26 protein-coding genes are annotated in these 23734 nt (G+C 46.7%); 14 read left to right on the top strand and 12 right to left on the bottom strand.

Annotated elements, in window-relative coordinates; genetic code table 11:
* Positions 1-13 precede the first annotated feature (13 nt).
* A complete protein-coding gene (locus ACQ4M5_RS21445; RefSeq protein ID WP_430677720.1) occupies positions 14-289 on the top strand; it encodes a photosystem I reaction center subunit X in 276 nt (91 codons plus the stop codon).
* Here the strand turns inward: ACQ4M5_RS21445 and ACQ4M5_RS21440 are convergent.
* A complete protein-coding gene (locus ACQ4M5_RS21440) occupies positions 278-1105 on the bottom strand; it encodes a rhodanese-related sulfurtransferase (protein ID WP_430677719.1) in 828 nt (275 codons plus the stop codon). The genes ACQ4M5_RS21445 and ACQ4M5_RS21440 overlap by 12 nt on opposite strands.
* Positions 1106-1202: 97 nt before the next feature.
* Here ACQ4M5_RS21440 and ACQ4M5_RS21435 point away from each other — a divergent pair, with 97 nt between their 5' ends.
* Positions 1203-1910 carry an SH3 domain-containing protein gene (locus ACQ4M5_RS21435; RefSeq protein ID WP_430677718.1) on the top strand — a complete coding sequence of 236 codons (708 nt, stop codon included), beginning with the start codon at positions 1203-1205 and terminating at the stop codon, positions 1908-1910.
* A 206-nt stretch (positions 1911-2116) separates the two neighbouring features.
* On the opposite strand, the gene purB is transcribed toward ACQ4M5_RS21435, so the two are convergent.
* Entirely contained in the window at positions 2117-3427 is a 1311-nt protein-coding gene (purB, locus tag ACQ4M5_RS21430; protein WP_430677717.1) for an adenylosuccinate lyase, read from the bottom strand.
* Between the two features lie 144 nt (positions 3428-3571).
* Positions 3572-4858, bottom strand: a complete 1287-nt coding sequence (locus ACQ4M5_RS21425; RefSeq protein WP_430677716.1) for a TldD/PmbA family protein — start codon at positions 4856-4858, stop codon at positions 3572-3574.
* A 471-nt stretch (positions 4859-5329) separates the two neighbouring features.
* Here ACQ4M5_RS21425 and ACQ4M5_RS21420 point away from each other — a divergent pair, with 471 nt between their 5' ends.
* Positions 5330-5755: a hypothetical protein gene (locus ACQ4M5_RS21420; protein WP_430677715.1), complete on the top strand. Its 426-nt coding sequence runs from the start codon at positions 5330-5332 to the stop codon at positions 5753-5755.
* On the opposite strand, the gene ACQ4M5_RS21415 is transcribed toward ACQ4M5_RS21420, so the two are convergent.
* Positions 5752-6813 carry a SpoIID/LytB domain-containing protein gene (locus tag ACQ4M5_RS21415; RefSeq protein WP_430677714.1) on the bottom strand — a complete coding sequence of 354 codons (1062 nt, stop codon included), beginning with the start codon at positions 6811-6813 and terminating at the stop codon, positions 5752-5754. The genes ACQ4M5_RS21420 and ACQ4M5_RS21415 overlap by 4 nt on opposite strands.
* 84 nt (positions 6814-6897) lie before the next feature.
* Positions 6898-7248: a cytochrome c6 PetJ gene (gene petJ, locus ACQ4M5_RS21410; protein ID WP_430677713.1), complete on the bottom strand. Its 351-nt coding sequence runs from the start codon at positions 7246-7248 to the stop codon at positions 6898-6900.
* A 798-nt stretch (positions 7249-8046) separates the two neighbouring features.
* Between petJ and ACQ4M5_RS21405 the strand changes: the two genes are divergently transcribed.
* The 4 genes from ACQ4M5_RS21405 (at position 8047) to ACQ4M5_RS21390 (ending at position 13235) form a co-directional block, all read left to right on the top strand.
* The gene (locus ACQ4M5_RS21405) at positions 8047-9405 is read left to right on the top strand and encodes a CmpA/NrtA family ABC transporter substrate-binding protein (RefSeq protein WP_430677712.1); all 1359 of its coding nucleotides are present in this window, start codon (positions 8047-8049) and stop codon (positions 9403-9405) included.
* Between the two features lie 67 nt (positions 9406-9472).
* Positions 9473-10297, top strand: coding sequence for a nitrate ABC transporter permease (ntrB, locus tag ACQ4M5_RS21400; RefSeq protein WP_430677711.1), 825 nt, complete (start codon positions 9473-9475; stop codon positions 10295-10297).
* Positions 10298-10318: 21 nt separating this feature from the next.
* A complete protein-coding gene (locus ACQ4M5_RS21395; protein ID WP_430677710.1) occupies positions 10319-12298 on the top strand; it encodes a nitrate ABC transporter ATP-binding protein in 1980 nt (659 codons plus the stop codon).
* Between the two features lie 79 nt (positions 12299-12377).
* Positions 12378-13235, top strand: a complete 858-nt coding sequence (locus ACQ4M5_RS21390; RefSeq protein ID WP_430677709.1) for a nitrate ABC transporter ATP-binding protein — start codon at positions 12378-12380, stop codon at positions 13233-13235.
* A gap of 49 nt (positions 13236-13284) precedes the next feature.
* Here the strand turns inward: ACQ4M5_RS21390 and ACQ4M5_RS21385 are convergent, their stop codons facing one another.
* Positions 13285-14205: a hypothetical protein gene (locus ACQ4M5_RS21385; protein WP_430677708.1), complete on the bottom strand. Its 921-nt coding sequence runs from the start codon at positions 14203-14205 to the stop codon at positions 13285-13287.
* A gap of 132 nt (positions 14206-14337) precedes the next feature.
* Here ACQ4M5_RS21385 and ACQ4M5_RS21380 point away from each other — a divergent pair, with 132 nt between their 5' ends.
* A complete protein-coding gene (locus ACQ4M5_RS21380; protein ID WP_430677707.1) occupies positions 14338-14598 on the top strand; it encodes a C39 family peptidase in 261 nt (86 codons plus the stop codon).
* On the opposite strand, the gene ACQ4M5_RS21375 is transcribed toward ACQ4M5_RS21380, so the two are convergent.
* A protein-coding gene (locus ACQ4M5_RS21375; protein WP_430674732.1) for an IS5 family transposase occupies positions 14549-15375 on the bottom strand; the annotation gives its coding sequence in 2 pieces (ribosomal slippage) (positions 14549-14988 and positions 14988-15375; 828 coding nt in all). The genes ACQ4M5_RS21380 and ACQ4M5_RS21375 overlap by 50 nt on opposite strands.
* Positions 15376-15410: 35 nt before the next feature.
* Positions 15411-15563, bottom strand: a complete 153-nt coding sequence (locus tag ACQ4M5_RS21370; RefSeq protein ID WP_430677706.1) for a hypothetical protein — start codon at positions 15561-15563, stop codon at positions 15411-15413.
* 112 nt (positions 15564-15675) lie between these two features.
* Here ACQ4M5_RS21370 and ACQ4M5_RS21365 point away from each other — a divergent pair, with 112 nt between their 5' ends.
* Entirely contained in the window at positions 15676-15891 is a 216-nt protein-coding gene (locus ACQ4M5_RS21365) for a hypothetical protein (protein ID WP_430677705.1), read from the top strand.
* A gap of 100 nt (positions 15892-15991) precedes the next feature.
* Complete coding sequence (locus tag ACQ4M5_RS21360; protein ID WP_430677704.1) at positions 15992-16567, top strand: NYN domain-containing protein; 576 nt, start codon at positions 15992-15994, stop codon at positions 16565-16567.
* Here the strand turns inward: ACQ4M5_RS21360 and ACQ4M5_RS21355 are convergent.
* Entirely contained in the window at positions 16546-18321 is a 1776-nt protein-coding gene (locus tag ACQ4M5_RS21355; RefSeq protein ID WP_430677703.1) for an ABC transporter ATP-binding protein, read from the bottom strand. The two genes, ACQ4M5_RS21360 and ACQ4M5_RS21355, sit on opposite strands and share 22 nt — an antisense overlap.
* A 155-nt stretch (positions 18322-18476) precedes the next feature.
* Between ACQ4M5_RS21355 and ACQ4M5_RS21350 the strand changes: the two genes are divergently transcribed.
* The 3 genes from ACQ4M5_RS21350 to ACQ4M5_RS21340 all read left to right on the top strand — a co-directional run bounded on the left by ACQ4M5_RS21350 (position 18477) and on the right by ACQ4M5_RS21340 (position 19942).
* Positions 18477-18893, top strand: a complete 417-nt coding sequence (locus ACQ4M5_RS21350; RefSeq protein ID WP_430677702.1) for a hypothetical protein — start codon at positions 18477-18479, stop codon at positions 18891-18893.
* Positions 18894-19253: 360 nt separating this feature from the next.
* Positions 19254-19583: a DUF433 domain-containing protein gene (locus ACQ4M5_RS21345; protein ID WP_430677701.1), complete on the top strand. Its 330-nt coding sequence runs from the start codon at positions 19254-19256 to the stop codon at positions 19581-19583.
* Positions 19584-19591: 8 nt separating this feature from the next.
* A complete protein-coding gene (locus tag ACQ4M5_RS21340; RefSeq protein ID WP_430677700.1) occupies positions 19592-19942 on the top strand; it encodes a DUF5615 family PIN-like protein in 351 nt (116 codons plus the stop codon).
* Between the two features lie 3 nt (positions 19943-19945).
* On the opposite strand, the gene ACQ4M5_RS21335 is transcribed toward ACQ4M5_RS21340, so the two are convergent.
* The gene (locus ACQ4M5_RS21335) at positions 19946-20587 is read right to left on the bottom strand and encodes a cofactor assembly of complex C subunit B (protein ID WP_430677699.1); all 642 of its coding nucleotides are present in this window, start codon (positions 20585-20587) and stop codon (positions 19946-19948) included.
* 46 nt (positions 20588-20633) lie between these two features.
* Here ACQ4M5_RS21335 and ACQ4M5_RS21330 point away from each other — a divergent pair, with 46 nt between their 5' ends.
* The gene (locus tag ACQ4M5_RS21330) at positions 20634-21917 is read left to right on the top strand and encodes a D-alanyl-D-alanine carboxypeptidase (protein WP_430677698.1); all 1284 of its coding nucleotides are present in this window, start codon (positions 20634-20636) and stop codon (positions 21915-21917) included.
* On the opposite strand, the gene ACQ4M5_RS21325 is transcribed toward ACQ4M5_RS21330, so the two are convergent.
* Both ACQ4M5_RS21325 and ACQ4M5_RS21320 read right to left on the bottom strand, forming a co-directional pair.
* Positions 21898-22992 carry a tetratricopeptide repeat protein gene (locus ACQ4M5_RS21325; protein WP_430677696.1) on the bottom strand — a complete coding sequence of 365 codons (1095 nt, stop codon included), beginning with the start codon at positions 22990-22992 and terminating at the stop codon, positions 21898-21900. The genes ACQ4M5_RS21330 and ACQ4M5_RS21325 overlap by 20 nt on opposite strands.
* A gap of 24 nt (positions 22993-23016) precedes the next feature.
* Positions 23017-23733: a 16S rRNA (uracil(1498)-N(3))-methyltransferase gene (locus ACQ4M5_RS21320; protein ID WP_430677695.1), complete on the bottom strand. Its 717-nt coding sequence runs from the start codon at positions 23731-23733 to the stop codon at positions 23017-23019.
* Position 23734: the final 1 nt, after the last annotated feature.

Below are 23734 nucleotides of genomic sequence, written 5' to 3'. Positions count from 1 at the left end.
TGGAGAACTTCCTATGCTGAATCTACTTGCTGCTGCATTTCAACAAGCTCCTTCTGGCAATCTATGGAACTGGCAAGGAACACCGTTTATTGTCGGTGCTTGCTTGTTGGTGTTGTTGATTGGATCGCGCACAATCAAGTATCCGCAAACAGGCGCAAGAATGCCCTTACCCTTCTCAAAATCGCTGTTTAACAACATCAGCGTGGGTGCATTTCTAGCTTGTATGAGCTTTGGTCACATTCTCGGCTTCTTGCTCACACTTGGATTTGCAAACACCTCACTCCGATAGTTGATCAAAACAGTAGGGACACGATTCGCCAGGGTGATACTGCGATGATGCTTGATCAGCTTGAGAAAGAGGATGTCCACAGGCTTGACACATTTCATAAGACCCATCATTCAAGCCATGCGTGACTGCTACTCGCTGATCGAATACAAAGCATTCACCCTGCCACAAGCTTTCATTAGAAGGGACTTCTTCTAAGTATTTGAGAATGCCGCCTTCGAGGTGATACACCTCTTCAAATCCTTGAGCCAGCAGATACGAGGAAGCTTTCTCGCAGCGAATTCCACCTGTGCAGAACATTGCAACTTTTTTGTGCTGAGTTGGATCAAGCTCAGAGTGTACATAGTCTGGGAACTGTCGAAATGAAGCTGTTTTTGGATCGATCGCGCCTTTGAAACTCCCGATCGACACTTCAAACTGATTCCGCACATCGATCACGGTGACTTCTGGATCAGAAATCAACTCATTCCACTCTTGCGGTTTCACATAAGTTCCGACTTGCTGAGTCGGATTAACTTCTGGACATCCGAGCGTGACGATTTCTTTTTTCAGCTTGACCTTCATGCGATCGAACATTTGCGATTCCGTTTCCGCTTCTTTAACGGTCAGATCTGCAAATCGCGAATCTTGCTGTAGATAATTTAGAAGCGTGTCGATCGCGTCTTTCGCTCCTGCCAAAGTTCCGTTTATTCCTTCTTGTGCCAGTAGAATCGTACCGCAAAGATTCTGCGCCTGACAGAGTTCGAGAATCGGCGATCGCAGTTCTGCAAAATCGGGCAGTGAAACAAATTTGTAAAACGTCGCAACTAACATACACATTGAGCAATTCTGAATATTTAGTGTAGCGTCTAGAGATTTCCGTGATTCGATCGACAATGATTGAAGCTGAATTTTAGATACTTCTCGCTTCTCAATTATGCTGCTCGACTCATTTTGGCTCCGTCTATCCGGATCTGCTGCTTTGTTGGCTTTAATCGCAGGCTGTTCTTCTCAAGTTCCAACTGTTTCGACCTCTCCTGCTCCAGTCGTTGCAACTTCTCCAACTGTTTCAACTTCTCCAAGTCCAGTCGCTGCTCCTCAAGCAACACAGAAAGAGGTTCGCACTGTTGAAAAGTGTGTGATTCGGATGGCAAAAGTGAATGATCCAGAATCGCCGCTGAATATTCGATCGACTCCCGATGCTACTTCCAAAGACAACATTGTGGGACAGCTAAAAAATGGCTCGTTTGTCGATGTGCAAGATCAACAAAATGGCTGGCTCAAAATTGGCGGCGCGACTCCGGGATGGATTGCCCAATCGAGAACGGAACATGGCTGTAATGAGAAAGTGGAGCGAATTGAACTCGGTCAAACCTCGATCGAGATTCGCGATCGCTTTATTGGAACAGGTTCGCATAGCTATCGATTCAATCTCACCAAAGGGCAACGAATCACCGTGAAAAGTTCGAGCGATCGCGGTTCAATTTTTCCAACGATTGTTGCACCAAGTGGTAAGCCGATCGTTGAACCTCCAGATCAGCCAAGTTCTTGGACAGGCGAACTGACTGAAACTGGAGAGTACACCTTTGAATATGAATCGAACTTCAAAGGCTATGAGTATACTTTGTCCGTCGATCCGCGTTAGAGGATGTTTGAAACATATCGTTGATTGCGCTGATCCGCCCCGGAATGAATTCGGGGCTAACCGAACGAAGTCCACTAAAGGGGACTGAACAGCCGATCAAAATTAGATCTTCAGTCCTTTTCAAAGGACTTCGCAGCGATAGCCCCGAATTCATTCCGGGACGAAATCGAACGCAGCGAGAACTGCTCAAACGTCCTCTTGTCCTCTTAAATCCCCAAGCGTTGATAGACCTGATCTAAGTTCTTAAGATGAACTTGCGGATCAAAACATTCATCAAGTTCAGAGATCGACAATGTTTGAGTCACTCTCGCATCTTCGCTCAAGAATTTGCGGAAGTTGCCATCGTCTTTGTTCCAAGCTTGATGAGCGCAGGATTGTACGATCGCATAAGCATCCTCACGACTCAATCCTTTCTGCACCAGTGCCAACATCACCCGCTGACTGAACACCACGCCGCCGTAAACGTTCATGTTTCGCGCCATGTTTTCGGGATAGACCAGCAGATTTCTCACCAAATCTGTCGTTTCAACCAGCATGAAATGGGTGAGAATGCAGGCATCCGGCAAGGCAACTCGTTCCACAGAACTGTGAGAAATATCGCGCTCGTGCCACAGGGCAACATTTTCTAAAGCTGCGACTGCATATCCTCTCAGCAATCGAGCCATTCCGGTCAGGCGTTCCGATCGAATCGGATTCCGCTTGTGTGGCATTGCAGACGAACCTTTCTGTCCTTTTGAGAAAAATTCTTCAACTTCTAGAACATCGGTTTTTTGCAGATTGCGAATCTCAACCGCGAAACGCTCGATCGAGGCTCCCAACAAAGCAAGCCCATTCATAAAATCTGCGTGTCGATCGCGGGAAATAACCTGAGTCGATGCCGTATCGGGTTCTAATCCCAAATGCTGACAGGTCAAAGCTTCGATACGTGGATCGATATTGGCGTAAGTTCCAACGGCTCCAGAAATTTGACCGACTGCGATCGACTTTCTCAGGGCACATAAGCGATCGCGATGTCGCAACATTTCTGCCAACCAGCCCGCGAGTTTGAACCCGAACGTGATCGGCTCTGCGTGAATGCCATGCGATCGACCAATCATCACCGTATTTCGATGTTGTTGCGCCTGATATCGAATTGCTTGGATCAAAGCTTCTACGTGCGTCATAATCACGTCTAAGCTGGCAACCATTTGAAGCGCCAATGCGGTATCCAACACATCAGAACTGGTCATGCCCAAGTGAATGTAGCGTCCAGCATCGCCAACGTGTTCGTTCACATTTGTCAAAAATGCGATCACATCATGACGCACTTGCGCTTCGATTTCGAGAATGCGACTGACTTCAAATTTCGCTTTCGATTTAATTTCTTCAACGGCTTCTGAAGGGATGTAACCTAGCTCTGCTTGTGCCTCACACACTGCAATCTCAACATCGAGCCAGGTTTTAAATTTGTAGTGATCCGTCCACAAATCGCCCATCTCAGGCAGGGTGTAACGCTCAATCAAGGTAGGTTTACTCAAATTCAACCGTCACATTGTAGCGTCAAGTGTGGCAGTGCAAAAGGTGGGAGTGGGGAGTGGGGGGTAGGGAGTGGGGGGTAGGGAGTAGGGGGTAGGGAGTGGGGGGTGGAAACTTGTCTCCCCACTCCCCACTCCCCACTCTTCCTAACTCCGTCCCGTACAAGACAATCCTTCAACGATCGCTGATGGCGTATAACAAGATCCATTCCATTCTGCATCGCCCCCCAATTCGATCAGGTTCTTCAAAGCCGTATAAACACTCCCTGCAACCATCGTGTCTTTAACTCTGCCAACAATCTGACCCTTCTCAATTCGATAACCAAGGTCAACATTGATCGAGAATTCTCCAGAAATTCCCGCGCCGCCTCCGAGCATTTGATCCACGATTAAACCCTTGTCGATCGATGAAATCAATTCTTCCAAAGACTTCGTTCCCGGTTGCACCAATACATTGAATAATCCCGGTGTCGGATAGCTGCCCAGACCCGATCGAAATCCGTTTCCTGTGGTTCCGCTGCCGAGTGCTTTTCCAGTCGTATGATCGGCATAAAACAATTGCAGTTCACCTCGATCGATAAAAGTAATCATTCGAGTCGGTGTTCCTTCATCATCAAACGGACAGCTAAAGGGACCTGTATTCGGTTGCTGTGAAAGGGTAATTGCTTCGGAAGTCACAAGTTTTCCCAGTCGATCACTCCAAGGAGATGCCCCTTCGATCACTTGCTTTCCGTTCAATGCTGACTGCACTGTTCCCCAGAGCATATCCATCGATTTTGAAGTGAATAGAATTGGCACTTTTCCCGCTGGAGATGAAGTATTTTCTTTTGCCCAATTGAGTCGTTGTAAAACCTGTTGTGCGATCGCGGTTGGATCAAGTCGATCGCGTTCAGTCTGACCATCTGACACATTCAGAAAATCATCGCCCCGAACCCATTCCACTTCGAGAAAGCCGCTCAAAGTTGTATCGGTATAGCCACAATCAAGACCATTAGAATTAATCAATCGGGTCGTTTCCGCTTCACAGTCCCAACCGCACGAACAAAGCACTTCAGGATAGCGATCGCGGATGAGTTCGATCGAGATTTTGCCCCACTCCACTAACTGTTCGACCGAAACCGATTGCCCAACATCCGGATAAGACAATTGAGAAGCGGGTGAAAGCTCGATCGCTTCTGGCTCGTTGAGTTGACTGATCGCAATTGCTCGATCGACTAAATCTTGCGGTTCAACGGCTCCATACGCGACCGCCAATCCCGGACGACCTTCTTTCCAGAGGCGTAACGCCGTTCCTTCTGCCTCAGTACTTTCCAATTGTTTCAGGCGATTGGCTTCAAAAAACACTGGACGAGACAGCGATTGGGATTGAAACACTTCGGCAGATTCGGCTCCAGAGCGCAACGCCAAATCGAGCAATTGTTCGGGTAGGGACATAGAAACCTGGGAAACAAACGACAAGAGTTCGGGAGATTGAGCGATCCCAACCCTTGATCACTGTACGCCAAATTGAATTCCTGTTTGCGATCGCTTTGGAATTCGCCTTGTGAGGATGTTTGAAAAGTATAGAAAGACTCTTCGCTGCGATTGCGTTCCACCCGCGATTAGAAATCACGGTCTATCGGAGAAAGTCCACTGAAGGGGACTGAAAGCTAGTCGTCCTATACTCTTCAGTCTGTTTCAACAGACTTTGTTCCGATAGCCCCGAATTCCATTCGAGGGGCGATTCAGGCGATGAACGATTACTTTTCAAACATCCTCTAAGCCGTTCCCTAAAAAAGTGCAACATTAACCGCCGATTTGATGCGATCGTGCCACACTGAAATTACATTCATTCAACAACACTACGGAGAATCGGAAGGGTTACGCTTTGTTTGTGTAAAATCAATCACAAGGCAGGAAACTTTTATGTCAATCGCAACGCTGGAAACAACGCAAATTCAACCAAAGGAGCAGCATTTATTTGAGAATTGCATTCTCACTACGGTTGATGATTTATACTACCAAATTAGAATTGCTGATTTGTACACTTCATATCCTGAAGTCAATTGCTGCTTTATGCGAATCGCGGCACTTCTGGCAGTTCCACAAACCCGATCGCATTCTGCAAATTTGCTCATTACCGCCAGTGCGATTACACCTAAATTTGCACCGACTTTGATTCGCCTATACGAACAAATGTCCGCCCCAAAATTTGTCATAACTTTAGGAGCCTGCAATGCGACCAGTAATTCAACTCTTCAAGATGTAAATACGGTAATTCCGGTGAATGTGCAGTTAGCAGAATGCCCGTTACGATCGCAGACTATTTTGAATGCGATCGCTAATCTCTAATAATGATCCTGTTCAATCCGCGCAAGGTTCGTTTTCGGATAGTACCTCGCTAGAATCTGCTTATAGGTAAATCCGGTTTCCGCTAATTCCAACGCTCCAAGCTGGCTCATTCCTTTCCCCCGAAACGCATCTGCAACGATCGCATCCGAAGCGGCATACAGTGACTCTACGATTCCGCCTTTATAACTAATGAATTCACCTGCGGTTTGATCAACGGCTTGATTGGTTCGCTCCGATTCTTTTGAAATGCCGCTGTAAACCTGGAAATATTCATCAGAACCCATGTGATATAAAGGTTGCGCCCGTCGGAAATAGTACGTCAAAGCATACGATCGAGCCGCAACCGCCTGAGCTTTTAGGGCTTCTTTGTTCCAACTCGGTGAAACTTCACTCGCAACCACACTATAGAGATAGTGGCGCAGGTTGATATAGTTCACGACCCAAATTCGCCCATCTTGTGCCGCCAGTAGAAATCTTCCCCGATACGGCTTATCTCCGAGATACAGCACTCCATTTGCAGGCGGTTGAATCATCACCATTCCAGGAAGTTCTTTGCCGCCGAAATTCATTGAATCACCTGTCCCTTGAACTGCGTAGGGATTTCCAGAGGCAAGTTGACTAATCGATCGACCATTCGCATCTAGAATCGTCGCACCTTGAGAAGCCGTAATCGATAAATTTGGCTGCCCCATCGCGATCGCAACCTGCATTTCAATCAGTGAATCCACTGTCCCCACCGATGCCGCAAACGCCGCTTTCGATCGCTCATTAATTGCGGCTTGCTCTTTTGTATATTTCTTCGGATCAACCGGAGTTAAAGTCGGTTTCGGAGTCGGAGATTTCTGTGCCTGTGGAGGCGGCGAAGGAAGCGCAAACGAACTCGGAGCAGCACTTGGCGTAATTCCTCCAGTAGGAACGGGTGAGGCGATCGGAGTCGTTTTTGCCTCAGTTTGGGTGTGCTGATTCAGGTACATTCCCGCCACCGGAATCAATGCAAGACAGGGAACAAGCAACCAGGGACGCTGTTTCAGCCACTCTAGAATCGATTTACGCCACATAAAAACAACGATCGGAATTCAGCATTAACTATCGGATAGCCTCTTCACCTTACCCTCTATTCAATCCTGAATTCCAAAATCCGCTTACCAGCCCGCCTCAGATTTATCCAAAACGTACATCGCAACCGATTGAATTTGATCCTCATTCAACCGACCTTTAAACGAAGGCATTGCACCTTTGCCATTCGTCACTTGAGTCACGATCGCTTCAACCGTGTCCTTTCCATTCGCAACGAGCGCATCTTTTTTCAGCGTTTTCGCGCCATTAATTACGTTTCCGCCACCTGCATGACAAGCCGCACAATTTGCGTTAAACACTTTCGCGCCCGCCGCCGTATCCGCTGCTAATGCAGACGGGTTGATTCCCGATAGAAATAGAACCGAAAGTGCGATCGACCCCAAAAGTGTTCTCATTCTCTGAATCGTCTTCATCATTCATCTCTTAAACATCAACAGATGAGCAGTACTCACCAGTGCTCATGCTGTCTCTGCGAGTCTCCCTTCGTCAAAAGACGGTTCGTAAAACATTATATTTGCAAAATTTATCGCAACAATTAGTTACACTTTGAAATCCACATTCAACCTTAGTCGAATCGCTCATAGCGCAGCATTGTATTTATTATCAAAGACAATTATTCATACCCTCCGTATTTTGGGAAAACCGCTTGATCGATCGCAACAATTGATTTAGTCCGAAGTAAATAAAGCAGAGTTTCTATACTCATACTTTGGTCAATCTAATCATTAGAAAATCACGAAAAAAACGCCAAAATTCTAGTCAACTATTTATTCATATCGATACCAACCAAAGATACGATTAACATGCAGTTAAATTTCTTATTGTTTGAATTTAGAATTTCTTTAGTTCGAGCGGCATTTACACCTAGACGGGCGTTCATAAAGACGATAATCTTAGTTCAATCCAACAGTTGAATTTAATACATTCAACAGTATGGTTGCTCGAACAAATCGAAAGGATTGATTCAACTCAATCGTTTCTGCAACGTTCAAAAAGACAGTTATTTTCTCGTAAAAATACGTAAGCGTGGTTCGCTCGCAGTGACCGCAAATCACACATAAGATTCAGCAGTTTCAAACTTGTTTATTCGGACAATGTTGAGGGCTGAATGATGGATTTCAAGTCATTTTGCAACGAGCCAACTGCTTCTGTAACTCTCCCTCAAATCGTTTGATTTGTTGTGGGAGTCGCCTTGCTATCCTTGGAGACTCGACATGACCGAATTCAACTTCTTGACTCGCCGAAAGTTCTTATGGACGGCTAGTGCAGCAGCAGGAGCCGTCACCCTAAAAGGATGTGCGATTAATCCGCCTTCCCCCAGTGCAATGTCCCCGAAAGCCCAGTCGCTTTCCCTTTCCCCCGCTGAACTGCCCGAAACGACTCGGATCAAACTCGGCTATGTCGCGATCGTAGAATCTGCCCCTTTGATTATTGCTCAAGAAAAAGGATTCTTTACTCGTCATGGCATGACCGATGTGACGATCGCCAAGCAACCGTCCTGGGGTGCGGCTCGCGATAACGCAGAACTCGGTTCAGCAAACGGCGGAATCGATGGCGGACAATGGCAAATGCCCATGCCCCATATGTTGAGCGAAGGCTTAATTACCAAAGGAAACCGCAAAATTCCGATGGTCGTTCTCGCCCAACTTTGCACACACGGAAACGGTGTCGCAGTCGCAAACAAACATGCAGGGAAAGGCTTTGAACTAAACCTGGCTCAATCGGGAGCAGCAGACTACATTCGGGAAATGAAGAAATCGGGAACCCCGTTCAAAGCGGCTTACACGTTCCCTAGAGCGAATCAAGATTTTTGGATTCGGTACTGGATGTCTGCAAACGGAATCGACCCGAACAATGACATCAATTTAATGGCAGTTCCCGCGTCGCAAACGGTTGCCAACATGAAAACCGGAACAATGGATGCGTTCAGCACCGGAGATCCTTGGCCCTACCGAATTGTGCGCGACAACATCGGGTTTCTCTCTGTCTTAACCGCTCAGATTTGGCAGTATCACCCTGAAGAGTATGTTGCCGTTCGCAAAGAGTGGATCGAAAAAAATCCGAAGGCAACCAAAGCCGTACTCAAAGCGATCATGGAAGCTCAACAGTGGTGTGACAAACCCGAAAACAAAGAAGAACTTTCTCGCATCTTGGCACAGCGTCGCTTCTTTAACGTTCCACCGGCTTTCCTACGCGGTCCTTATGCTGGCGAGTATCAATTAGGCGATACTCGAAAGCCAGAAAACAATCCAGAACTCGCAGTCAAGTACTGGAAGGACGGCAAAGGCAGTGTGTCCTATCCCTATAAGAGTCACGATTTGTGGTTCCTTACCGAAAGTGTGCGCTGGGGATATCTGCCACAGGGGGCGATGAGCGAAGTCGATCGCATTGTCAACGAAGTGAACGGTGAGAAGTTCTGGAGAGAAGCCGCTCAAGAATTGGGAATTGCCCAAGCCGACATTCCGCAGCAATCCACTCGTGGGATTGAGAAGTTCTTTGATGGAGCGGAATTCGACCCGACGAAACCACAAGCTTACCTCGACAGTTTGAAGTTCAAGAGTTTGAAAGCCTAGTTGCGACTAGGAACAGGATGTTTGCACCGTTGTTTGCACAGTCTCAATTGCAGTAAGGAGAATCGACATGACAGCTACGTTGGGTAAAAGTAGAGCAGGGTTTGGCGGTATTAATGTATCGAAGCTTGTAAAAGACCTTGCACCACCCTTGATCGCGATCGCAATTTTCTTGATTGTGTGGGAATTGCTTTCGGCTGCGAAAGTGATTCTATTGCCGCCGCCGTCGAGCTTGTGGACGGATGAACGGACTCGCGAACTCTTGTTCTATCCGTTCTTCAATCGGGGTGGTACCGATGTGGGAATCTTCTGGCAAACCTGGGCAAGTCTGCAACGGGTAGCAATTAGCTATACTGCCGCTGCCATTGTCGGAATTGCGATCGGGATTCTAGTCGGAACCAAGCCGCTGATGTCGAAAGCGCTTGATCCGCTGTTCATGTTCTTGCGTACCGTTCCGCCGCTGGCATGGGTTCCAATCTCGTTGGCAGCGTTACAGAAGAACGAACCTGCGGCACTGTTCGTGATTTTCATTACTGCAATTTGGCCCATCTTGATTAACACCGCTGTCGGTGTGAAAGAGATTCCAGCAGACTACAACAACGTTGCGAAAGTCCTGCAAATTTCGCCCAAAAAATACTTCTTCAAGATTTTGCTTCCGTCTGCACTGCCTTACATTTTCACGGGTTTGAGAATCTCGATCGGTCTTGCATGGTTGGCAATTATCGCAGCAGAAATCGTGATGTCGGGGATTGTTGGAATCGGTTTCTTTATCTGGGAAGCGTATCAGAACAACTACATCAGCGAAGTGATTCTAGCGTTGATTTACATTGGTGCGGTTGGTTTGTTGCTCGATCGCTTTATCGGCTGGATTCAGTCGCTCATTGTTAAACAGTAATTCCCAGGGGAGGACAAGCACATGACGAGTTTCGTTTCTGTCGAACAGGTTGAAAAGTCCTTCCCGCTTCCCGGCGGGGATGAGTACCTGGCACTCAAAGGCATTGATTTACAAATCAAGAAAGGCGAATTTATTTCACTGATTGGTCACTCTGGTTGCGGTAAGTCCACCTTGCTCAATATGATTGCAGGCTTGGACAATCCGACAGGTGGGATTGTGACCCTGGAAGGATTAACGGTGAAACAACCAGGTCCCGATCGCATGGTGGTGTTCCAAAACTATTCGCTCTTACCCTGGTTAACGGTGCGTGAGAACGTTGGATTGGCAGTCGATGAAGTGCTCACGGAGAAGCCGATCGAAGAACGCAAAGAACTAACCGAGCGTTACATCAAATTGGTCGGACTCGGACACGCGATCGATAAGTATCCTCACGAAATTTCTGGGGGGATGAAGCAACGGGTCTCGATCGCTCGTGGTCTCGCAATCCAACCAAAACTATTGCTGCTTGATGAGCCGTTTGGTGCATTGGATGCGTTAACCAGGGGGAACCTCCAAGAGCAGTTGATCAAGATTTGCGAAGAGAACCAAGTAACCGCAGTCATGGTGACACACGATGTGGATGAGGCGGTGTTATTGAGCGATCGAATTGTGATGCTCACGAATGGTCCTGGTTCTAAGATTGGTAACATTCTCGATGTGGACATTCCTCGCCCTCGTCGCCGGATGGAAGTGGTGAAGCACCCTAGCTACTACAGCTTACGAAGTGAACTGATCTACTTCTTGAACCAGCAAAAGCGCGTGAAGAAGATTCGGGCACAAAAAGTAGCAACTGTCGCTCGTCACGGTTTAGAGAAAGTCAACCTCGAAATCGGATTCGTACCTCTGACCGCTTGCGCGCCCTTAGCAGTAGCGAAAGAGAAAGGATTCTTCACCAAGCATGGTTTGGATGAAGTGTCTCTGGCACGTGAAACAAGCTGGCGCGGTATTGTAGATGGCATGACTGTGGGATACCTGGATGCGGCTCAAATGCCTGCGGGTATGCCGCTCTGGATCACCCTCGGTGGCAATGAGAAAACGGACAATCCAGCGGTGATTACTTCGCTGACGATGACCCGTAACGGCAATGGCATCACGCTCGATCGACGCTTCAAAGAACAAGGCATCAACACCTTGGAAGACTTCAAAGCAATGGTCGATCGTTCTCCCGAAAATCCGCACCGTTTTGGCGTGGTTCACCCATCCTCGATGCACAATATGTTGCTGCGGTACTGGTTAGCAGCGGGTGGAATTGACCCCGATAAAGATGTGCATCTGCAAATCATTCCGCCTGCTCAGATGGTAGTGGACTTGAAAGCAGGCACGATCGACGGATTCTGCGTCGGTGATCCTTGGAATCTCCGGGCAGAGCGCGAAGGAGTCGGAACCACGATCGCATCGGATATCGATATCTGGCGTGGTCACGTCGGTAAAATCCTCGGTGTGCGCGAAGAGTGGGCAGCCAAGTATCCGAACACTCACATTGCACTGGTGAAAGCGCTGCTCGAAGCTTGTCGCTACTGTGCAGACCCAGAGAATACGACCGAAATTCGTCAGATTTTGGCACGTAAAGAATATGTCGGAACTCAGGTAGAATATATTCAACTTGGGTTAGGAATCTCTGATCCGGCACATCATCTATTCTTTGGGGAAGGCGCGAATCGACCGAGCCGGACTGAGCAGCTTTGGATTATGACGCAAATGGCGCGTTGGGGAGATATTCCTCTGCCGCGCAACTGGGTGGAAGTGTTGGAAAAAACTTGTCGTGTGGATGTCTTTAGTACTGCTGCACGTGAGTTAGGTCTGGCAGAACTGAGCTATGCCCGGAACAAAATTGAACTGTTCGACGGCGTTCCGTTCAACTCTGAAGACCCGATCGCTTATCTCAACAGTTTGGCAATCAAACGTGATTACACGATGGCAGAAATCGATCTACGACCTGCTAGAGCCGTTTCTGTTGCCTAGTTTGGATTGGGGCATCTGTAAAAATGCCCCGAATTGACTCTAGTTCCGCTGTCAATTCTAACCACAAAGCTTTGTCCCTATGAATCTCCCCATTGCAATGAACACACAACAAACCGCGACCGTGACTCCTGTGCGGTCATCATTGACTCAGCCATTTCTCACGCTAGAAAACGTCGTTAAGGTGTACAACACCCGCAGCGGTCCTCAGACGATCATCAAAGATATCAACTTGGAAGTTCAGCAAGGTGAATTTCTCTGTGTGATCGGTCACTCTGGCTGCGGTAAGTCCACGATGTTGAACACCGTTTCAGGATTCGTGAATCCGACTGAAGGAGAAGTGAAGCTGAAAGGAAAGCTGGTTGAGAAGCCAGGTCCCGATCGTATGATGGTGTTCCAAAACTATGCGCTTCTACCTTGGTTAACCGCATTCGAGAACGTTTACTTGGCGATCGATTCGGTCTTCCCGCAGAAATCGCATTCTGATAAGAGCCAGATTGTGAATGAACACTTGGCGATGGTTGGATTGTCGGAAGCGGCTCAGAAAAAACCACCTCAGTTATCCGGTGGGATGAGACAGCGGGTTGCGATCGCTCGTGCATTGTCTCTCCGTCCTGAAGTGCTTGTTTTAGATGAACCGTTCGGAGCATTGGACGCAATCACCAAAGAGGAATTGCAGGAAGAACTAGCAAAAATCTGCTTGGATCACGGTTGTACAGTGTTGATGGTGACACACGACATTGATGAAGCGTTGTTCCTTGCCGATCGCTTAGTGATGATGACGAATGGACCGGAAGCAACGATCGGTGAAATTCTCACGATTCCGTTTGCTCGTCCTCGCGATCGCGCTCAAGTGATGGAAGATCCGCTGTATTACGATCTGCGGAACGAAGCGCTTGACTTCCTCTACAACCGTTTCGCGCACGACGATACGCACTAAGAAATGGGGAGTCGGGAATGTTATAGGTATCCATTCCCGATTTTCTTTTCTAATCGCGATCGAGGTTCACTTTTAATTGACGATATTGGATCTGGAACGGTTCTAATGTTGCGATCGTTCCATTGCGTTCTGCGATCTCTAAGTCATAAGGCATCGTTGTACAAGGTTCCATTACTAATACATAGTGATCGTTCCAGCCGCCGTAACTTTGGAACATCCAAACGTAAGAAAAATCCATAAGATTAAAATTCATTTTCAGCGTGGAACGCGATCGCGGGTTTCTTACTCCACACTGCCCGATCGCTAATCCGGAACTGTAATAGAACTCTTGAAGCTCAGACGATCGCTCTGGAGTTCGATCGAGCCGAACCACTTCGCCATTTTTGTCGATCGCGGTTGGGAATTTCGTTTTTCCAGGCTGTCCAATCATGCGGCTAAAGTCTAGCACTACAGGTTCGATGTCGCATTCAGGGAGAATAATTTCGTCTCCGGGTTCAATCGCGATCGCGGCGTGTTGTTTGAACAGGAACGAAATCGGCTCATCTGAAAGATTCTGAAACTGATAACCCAAATCGACTTGAGCATCTTTGAGTCGGATGGTTTTCTCGACTTTGACGGGAACCGTTTGGCAAGTTAAACCCAATCTTAGACTTGATTCGTTTTGTTCTAGAATCTTCCAAGCTTGCGACCAGAATTCACCGTGATCGACCAGTTGCCGCCCTTGGAATTCGCCTGCGGCATCGTTTGGGAAGATTTCATCCCAGCCGCCCGTCCAATGTCGATCGAACGATTCCCCAAGATTAATCGATCGAGTTTGCGTTGAATCATACTGCGGTGGATGCCAGATCCAATCGTGTCCTGTGCGTTTATCGATTAATCGATCGATTCGCGCTCCCAAATCTGGACGAATCACTACAGCAATTTCTGTATTTTCTAACGTAATTTCAGTTTGTAAAAGTTCTTGTTGCAAGGCTCTGCCCTCAGACACAGTAGTGCAAATCCTACCGTTACTAAAATTGTTCTTCGTCTCTCTGAAGAAACAGGCTTGAACTTTTTGAACTGAAATCGAAAAAGATTCTATCCGCAAAATAGACTTTGCCTGATGTTGTCATATCCTGCGATTACATTTGTACAGGAGTGCTTCACGCCCACAGGTCACATCATTTGCATCATTGGGTATAACGATAAGGGCTTTATCGTGAACGATCCGTATGGTGAATTGATGTTTAGCCCGAATCCAGAAGAGAGCTGCTACGACATCTATACAACGGGTGCAGGACTGACGTATTCCTACAATAGACCTCCTGCACGAATCAAATTGGATGAGCAAGCTCATAGTTCAGCAAGCCTGCGATCAAGTTGAACCGTAGCCCAAATCGCCTGCGACGGTTACGGTAGCGCTCCGATAAGATGCGAAAAATCTTCAACTTGCGAAAGGTATGCTCCACCGTGATACGAACTTGCGCTAATTGTCGATTAAACTGACGTTCTTGCTTGGAGAGCGGACGCTTGCGCGATTTTTTGTAGGGCGTACAACTGTAAGCATGAAGTCTGGCGATGCCTTGATAGCCTCGGTCTGCCACCCAGAGTTGCTCAAGTTGGGTCGGCAACTGCGAGTCCTTGAACAAGCGGAAATCATGCTTGCGCCCTTTGCCAAATGCGGTGCAGACAATTTGACCGCTGAAATAGTCTACGACGACTTGCGCTTTTAGTGTGTGCCATTTTTGCTTACCACTGTAGTAAGGTCGCTGTTTTTTTTTGGACGTTCAATCGGACTTTCGCTGACATCAACTAACAGGAGGTTCCACCCTGCATCAGGCGAGTGCAGCGCCTTCTTGCCCGGAAGCCGAAATTCGCCCGACCGAATCAAACTGTTCTCAACTTTCCGCACAATGCGCCCCACGGTCGTTTCATGAATCCCCCAACTTTGTCCGATGTGGAACTGAGTCCGATACTCGCGCCAATATTCCATCGCAATCAAGAGTTGATCTTCGACTCCAAACTTGCCTTGTCCGCCTCGTTTGCCTTTTCGGATCAGCTTGGGTTTGAGAATTTCAACCATTTTCTCGAAGGTTTCACGCTTCACTCCGCACTTGCGTTTGAACGATTTTGGTGGCAGGTGTTGAATGCGATCGTACATTTGATCAGTCTCCTGAGTGGCATCTAGTCCTCTTTTCAGGAGTTCAAATCTGTGATCAGGATTCGTGCAGGAGGTCTAATCTGATGTACCAAACTTGCTGTACCGATAACCAGTTTTGGGTGCATTTCATCTCGAAGCGCAAATAGCTCTAAGAGGGTGTTTGAGAAGTAATCGTTCGTTGCATTCATCCGCCCGGAAATGAATCTCCGGGCTAATCGCGGGAAGCCCACTAAACTGGGCTAAGAACTCCGTATTGCTCTCTTAGCCCGCTTCAGCGGGGTTTCTTCCATTAGCCCGGAAATGAATCTCCGGGCGGACTGGCAACGCAGCAAAGCCGCTTTTTATACTGCTCAAACACCCTCTAAGGGCGATCGACAAATTCGCGATCGTCCTTTACTTGTATTAAGCAATATTAAGATTACTAATTTTTGTGTATTTTCTCGGATTTCGTTTAGCAGGAAAGAGAAAGATCAGGTTAAATCTAAAGAAAGTATTAAGAAATATAAGCAAGATTAGATTATCTGCAAAAACATCTTATGTTTTCAGGTGATTTCAGCTTCGGCAAATTTCATAGTTCTTGATACGGCATTAACCCTATTTTCCAGGAGCGGTTCCGATGCAATTAGTTTCACGATCGTCTCTACCCGCTCATTCACCGTTTCCAAATCTTTCACAGTCCGAAGAGATAGAACGAGTGGTTGTCTTGATCGATGGTGCGAATCTATTTTATGCAGCGATGCAGCTTGGGTTAGAAATTGACTATACGCGCTTGTTGCAGTGTTTAACGAAAGGTCGATCGCTGGTTCGAGCTTACTTCTACACGGGAGTCGATCGCAGCAATGACAAACAACAACGATTCCTGCTCTGGATGCGCCACAATGGATATCGAGTGGTTGCCAAAGACTTAATCCAACATCCAGACGGCTCCAGAAAAGCAGATTTGAACATTGAAATGGCAGTGGATATGCTCACTCTTTCACAGCACTGTGACAGGATTGTATTGCTCAGTGGCACTGGTGATCTAACTTATGCAGTCGATCACGTTGCTTATCGAGGGGTGCAAGTTGAAGTAGTGAGCTTACCCACGATGACCAGTGATAGCTTGATCAATGTCTGCGATCGCTTTGTTGATCTATCAACGCTAAAACCCGAAATCGAAAAGCTTCGACCTCAAACCCGAATTCCCGATTGAACTCGCCACAAGCTTGAATACAATCCATTCAGTTCGAGTAGCTCTTCATGAGTTCCTTGCTCAACAATGCGCCCATACTCCATGACATAGATACAGTGAGCTTGTCTAATGGTTGAGAGACGGTGAGCGATCGCAATTGTAGTTCTATGTTGAGTAATGGTTTCTAGCGATCGCTGAATTGCTGCTTCAGTTTCGTTATCAACCGCAGAAGTCGCTTCATCGAGAATTAGAATCGGTGGATCTTTGAGAATTGCTCTTGCGATCGCTAATCGTTGTCGCTGTCCACCGGATAGTTTCTGACCGCGTTCACCTACGATCGTGTCATAGCCTTGCGGCAATTGATCAATAAACTCATGTGCTTCTGCAAGTTTGGCAGCTTGAATCACTTCCGATCGACTGGCATCAAAACTCCCGTAAGCAATGTTTTCTGCAACGGTTCCATGAAATAGAAAGACTTCCTGACTCACCCAACCAATACACCGCCGCAAATCGCGCAATTGCAATTCCCGAATATCAATCCCATCTATCAGAATCTGTCCTTGCTGAATCTCGTAGAATCTGAGCAGCAATTTAACTAAGGTGCTTTTTCCTGAACCAGTTGCCCCGACAATTCCGATCGTTTGTCCGGCTGGAATGTGTAGTGATAGTTCTTTGAGTGCAGGAGTACGATCGACATACGAAAAGGTAATGTTCTGAATCTCTACATTGCCTTTTACTTGGTGAGTTGGTAAGGGTCGATTTCCGGTTGGAATAGCGATCGGCGTATCGAGCAAATTCATCACCCGATTAATCGATGCCATTGCTCTCTGATACTGGTCTAATGTTTGTCCCAATGTTGTAAAGGGCCACAACAATCGCTGAATGATGAACACCATAAACCCGTAAGTTCCGACTGATAGTTCACCATTTGCGGCTTTCAATCCACCCAAAAACAATGTTGCTGTGAATCCAATCAAAATCACAAATCGAATCACAGGAACGAATGCCGCAGAAAGGTCGATCGCTTTTCCATTACTTTTCCGATACGCTTCACTCTCAGCCCCGACTCGATCGAGTTCATACTCTTCCGCCGTAAAGCTCTTGATCGTTGCAATCCCCGACAAATTATTCGCCAATCTTGCACTAACCAACCCCGATTTCTGTCTCACGTCTGCATATCGTGGAGCCAATCGATTTTGAAACACGATCGAACCCCACAAAATAAATGGAATCGGCAACATTGCCAACCACGAAACCGAAGGCGCAAATGCAATGAATGTTCCACCCACTAGCAACACAGTGGTAAAAAATTGCAAAATCTGATTTGCACCACTATCGAGAAATCTTTCAAGCTGATTAATATCATCATTGAGAATCGCAAGTAGATTACCTGTGGTTTCAGTTTCAAAAAAGCCAAGCTCTAATTCTTGTAAATGCTGGTAGGCATCTAATCGTAAATCGTGCTGCATCGCTTGACCAAGATTTCGCCATTGTCGATCGTAAAAATATTCAAACAGCGATTCTGCTCCCCAGATAACCAGCGTGAGGAACGAAATAAACGTAAGCTGTCCGATCAGATCCGTGATTCCGAGTGCAGCAATCCAAGAGCGATCGCGGCTCACCACAATATCGACTGCAATCCCGATCAAATAAGGCGGCGCGAGATCAAAGACTTTGTTGAGAACTGAATAGACACTGGCGCGGAGAGCTGAAACGCGATAAACGCGATCGTAGTTAAACAATCGCTTCAGCGGATGAGGCTTGGCAGATGGCATAGTCACGAGATCCAAGAAATCTTTCTATGCTACAACTTGTCGTTTTATTTTGCAGCGTTCAAATATCCGTATAACCACTTCAATCTCTGGCTACGATATGACTATAAAATGGGCTACCTCAATTAGCATCAGGGCATTCTACGGCAGTAAAGTTTATGTCCTTCGAGCAAAAGCTGAGATTTATCACGCTCTCTTTGACGATCGCTTCTTTGGTTTTTCTTCTTGCCCAATGTAGTATTGGAAATCCATTGCCTGTGTTAGTTGGCAAGAAAATATGGCTTGGCGGCGGTGAGAATCGACTAAAAAAAGAACTTCGCCAGCACATATCTGTGGGAAGTTCGATCGGAGATGCGAAAAATCTCTTGCAGTTCAATGGATTTCGATGCAGTTATCACGGAACTCCTGAGCAGGCAACTCCAATTAACCCGTTAATTAAGGAGAGGGATTACCTATTCTGCTACATAGAAACGCCTGATCTTTTTATCTGTTCTAAAAGTTACAAACCTTTCATCTACTACAGAGATAACAAGGTTACAAACGTTGATGCTGCGATCGGTGGATGGTGTTTGTAGCGGTTCATAACTGACCGAGCGTATTATCGAGCTTTTCAGCGATCGCAGACAAATTATTCTAGGAGGGTCATCAGAGTAAGTATATTTAAAGTAAGTAGGTGGGCTGAATTAATTTGAAGATCACTCGCTCCGTTCTATTTCGCCCCGGATTGAAATCGGGGCTAACAGTGCGAAGTCCCCTTCAGGGACTAAGAGCGAATCAGGACAAGCTCTTCAGTGGGTTTCAACCTACTTCGCACTGTTAGCCCGAACTTCTAGTTCAGGGCGAGTCAGCAACGAAGCGAGAGAATTCGCCGGACTTAGGTTTAATTGTGCCTATCTACTTAATGCTGACTTTAATAGCTCTCAAGGAGATTAGAAGTGACCTTCCTTTTAGAAACTGAGATGCCACCGATTAGGAAAGACGAATCAGGAGCCATTCGAGTCGGAAATTCAAGAGTTTTGCTTGAATTAGTTATCCGATCGTTTCAAGATGGCGCTTCCCCAGAAACGATCGTGCAGCGATACTCAACGCTTACACTTGCTGATGTTTATACAACAATCGGCTATTATCTCCGGCATCAGCAAGAAATCAACACTTATTTGAATGAACGTGAGCAGTTAGCGGAAACTGTCCAGCAACGATTATCAGCAACTCAGCCTGATTTAAGTTCGATTCGAGCAAGACTCTCAGCCCAACGATCGCTTTAACTCTCGCAATGTTGAAACTTTTGAGCGATGAGAATTTGAATGGCGATATTATTCGAGGGTTGTTTTTACGTCAGCCGAATCTTGATTTACTGCGGGTTCAAGACGTTGGACTGCAAGAATTAGACGATCCAACAATTCTGGAATGGGCAGCGAACAACGGGAGAATTGTCATAACTCATGATCGAGCTACGATGCCAGATTTTGCATACGATCGCATATCGCAAGACAAGCAACTGGCAGGGCTGTTTATCATTAATGACCGAATGCCGATTAGACAAGCGATCGATGAATTACTGCTGCTGATTGATGCAACTGAGCAGGACGAGTGGAAGGGAATTGTGCTGTACTTGCCTTTGTAATCTTCACGACTGACTCAGCGTATTATCGAGTTTTTCAGCGATCGCACTCACCCAGTTTTCATCCTGTTTTGTATAACTCCGAGGCGCATTCGCTCCTAAAATCAGAACGCCCTCTTTCCCGATCGGCTGACAAATCACGCCTTGAGTATTTTCGGGCAGATAATCGAACTCAATCTTGCCAGGATAAACATACAGAGCGACGAGATAAATCGGTTTCTGCTTATCGAGAACACGCTGCAAAATGGCTCCAGGTTTGACTTCTTTGTTTGGGCTGAGAATGCCGCGACGCAGGAGAACTTTACCGCGATAGTAGACAATTAGCGATCGCGTAACCGTATTCGTGAGCAAAATATGAGATGCCCAAGCTAACTCGATTTTTACTGCATCTGGCAAATCTGGATCGAGTTCAAATCCTTCTTCTCCGATGAGTTCCACACTGTCGGGGGTGCGAGGTTGAATTTGCTGCCAGAGTAAGCCAGTCAGAATCAGAATCGCGCTCAAAATCACACCCATCACATCCGATCGCGATTGGGAATTCGTCAGATCAGGCGTGAGAATTCGATTGGTAAATAACAAACTTCCGCCGAGAACGCCAACAACGATCGGTAAAAGTCGTAAAATTCGATTCGGATCGGGCTTTGCCATAGTCAAGGATTGAACGATACTCTTTTACCGTACAGGAGGAAGTGATTTGCTGGATCTGTTGAGCGCAGGATTAGTGTCGGGCTGGTTGAAGCTTGCAGGATTGCCATCTACGTTTGATCCGGGTGAAATGATGGCTCGATCGACGGTTCAAACTCCATTTTGGCAAACGACTGATCCAACAGCGGAAAAGATTGTCCAAGACTATCTGAAGTTCTTGAATTCTCAAGGGCTGAAATCTGAAGAGCAGGGAATTTGGTTGCAGTCTGGAACGAATTTGCTGTTGAACAATCGGGGGACAACTCCAGTACCAGCAGCTTCTTTGACGAAAGTTGCAACTTCATTAGCAGCACTGCAAACTTGGGGGGCGAATCATCAGTTTGAAACCGTGATTGGATCAACTGGGACGATCGACAAAGGAACGCTTCAAGGTGATCTGATTATTCAAGGTGGCGGCGATCCATTATTTGTGTGGGAAGATGCGATCGCAATTGGAAATGCTCTTAACAAGCTTGGAATTAACCGCGTTTCAGGCAATTTGATCATCAATGGCAGCTTTATGATGAGCTTTCGAGATGAGGCAACTCAGTCTGGCGAACTCTTGAAAACAGCATTGAACTCGAAGACTTGGGATGATGACATTCGGGATGAGTTCGGTGTGAAAGAAATGATCCGCCCGACGATCGAAATAAAAGGCAATGTGCAGACTGGATCAGCAACTCCAACTCAAGTGTTGTTGAAATATCGAGCGCTTCCCTTAGTTCATCTGATCAAATACTTGAATGTTCACAGTCAAAATGAGATGTCGCAGATGTTAGCTGACAATCTAGGCGGTGCAAAGACTGTGATTGAAAAAGCTTCCAAAGCTGCGAATATTTCACCGGATGAATTGCGATTGGTAAATGGTTCTGGACTGGGTACAGACAATCGGATTTCACCTCATGCAGCTTGTGCAATGTTTGCAGCAATTGAAAAAATGATGCACCCGCTAAATTTGTCGATCGCTGATTTTTTCCCAACCTCTGGAGTTGATCTCAACGGAACAATGGAAACGCGAGACATTCCAAAGCATTCTGTGATTAAAACCGGAACCTTGAATCAAGTCAGCGCCTTGGCTGGAGTTGTTCCGACACGCGATCGAGGTTTAGTTTGGTTTGCGATTATCAATCGCGGTACAGATATTCTTGAACTACGGCATCAACAAGATTTACTCCTTCAAGCCTTGCAGAGAGAATGGGGTTCTGATGTTGATTCAACTATAGTTCAGCCGAGTTCTTGGCTAAAGCAAACTCCACCAGAAGAACGCATCGAAATCATGCAGAATCGCGGTTAAAAGCAAGGCTGCTATAGAGATGGAAAGCTGAACCCCATGAGGTAGATTCGTAAGCTTCAAGATGATTTGGAATTCGATCGAGCAAAATCGGAAACTCGATCGCGGTTTCTCCAAACACAGCAAAGTCTGACCAGAGTAGTTTCTCAGAAGTTTGCTCAGTTAAAAAGTTCAGCAAACTATTCCAGTGCAGTCGATTGATCGATTGATCAAGCTCGATCGTAGCATCGCCCATCGCGCCGAATTCAATGCCTTGATCAAAGTGATACCGCCAATCACAGAGTCTTAGAATGCAGCGTCTTTTCGGTAAATGCAGATCGCAGACTTGCACATAGTCTAATGTTTTCTCTTTGCGCTGACGCTCTACACCTTTTCGCATCGAACCATCTACAACGCGCTCAAAGATTGGTAACTGTCCCTCGACCCGTTGAGCTACTTCTGACCAATCAAAGGTAAGTGATCCAAGCTGTCCATTTTCGTCGTGGCAGACGACGACAGCTTTCGGCGCATAATCCACAAAGTACAATGCTTCAAATACTGGAACCGTCTTGATCGCGGATTCGGTTGTGCAGAAAGCAGGAATGTTTGCGGCTTTGAGTTGCTGTTGGTAAAAGTTCAGTTCCCCGATCGCGCCTAATCGATACATTTTCCAACCGCGATTTGGTAAGTGCAATCGAGCCGTATACACATCAAGATTGAAGGTTCGAGCGAAATCTTTTGCAGCTTGGGGACGAGATTCAGGCGCGATCGCTTCAAGAATGAGTAAACCCGGTTCAGTATTTTCGGGTGCAGATTTGGCTTGCTCGATCGCTTGTTGTCTGAGTGCCTGAGTTTTGGTTGCAATCCTCTGAAGTCCTTGCCGCGCATGAGACACAATCTTTGGATGCGTCACGTTTTTCAAAAGCTGCTCATACAATGTGGTTGCACCTTCAAAGTTATTCGAGACTTCGTACAATCGCGCTCTATACAGATGCCCCCAAGGATTCTGAGGTGATTCCTGAAGAAACTCTTTCACCAATCGAGCCGCTAAATTGTAATCTTGGCGATCGAAGGCTGCTGCAATCTGATCCAATGACATAATCTCGTGCGAAAATCTGCTCTTTTAGATTTCACTTCCCATGCGACTTTCTACCAGTCCAGCAATCAGCGAAACGGCTGCAATCGGAGCGGTGACTGCTCTCAGAATCCGTTTTCCAAGTGTTACAGGCTGATAGTGATGTGCGATCGCACTTTCAATTTCCTGAGTTGTCCACCCGCCTTCAGGTCCGATCGCAACAATCACTGAATTGCCAAACTCACCATTCAATAGATGCTGTGATGTACTACGCTCGGCACAAAGGTAACGCGAATCAGCTTGCAATTGTTCTAATGCGACCGAGAAAGGCATCGGTTCTAAAATACTTGGTACGATCTGGCGTTCGGATTGTTCTGCGGCTTCTTGGGCAATTCGTCGCCAGCGATCGAGTTTATTTCTGCTTGGATTCAGTAAAGTACGATCGCTAATCACAGGCGCAATACAAGCCACTCCTAACTCAGTCACTTGCCGCACAACATCATCAAATCCCGTTTTTGGTAGCGCTAACATTAATGTGATCGAGACTGATAACTCTGATGATGCTTGTAGTGATTCGATTAATATTGCTTGATCGGATTCGAGTGTTGCAATCCAAGAGTGTCCTTTACCATCGAGAGCGATAAAGCGATCGCCATTTTTCAATCTCAAAACCCGCTGAAGATAGTGCTGTTGCTCCGAAGATAAACATACGATCGAGTTTTGCACTTGTGATTCAGCAATAACTAACCGTTGTAGTTGCGACATT

Source organism: Leptolyngbya sp. AN10 (assembly GCF_050565645.1).
Classification (GTDB): Bacteria; Cyanobacteriota; Cyanobacteriia; order Leptolyngbyales; family Leptolyngbyaceae; genus Leptolyngbya.
The sequence above is the reverse complement of the archived record's forward strand: the minus strand, read 5'-3'. Positions and strand labels throughout refer to the sequence as shown.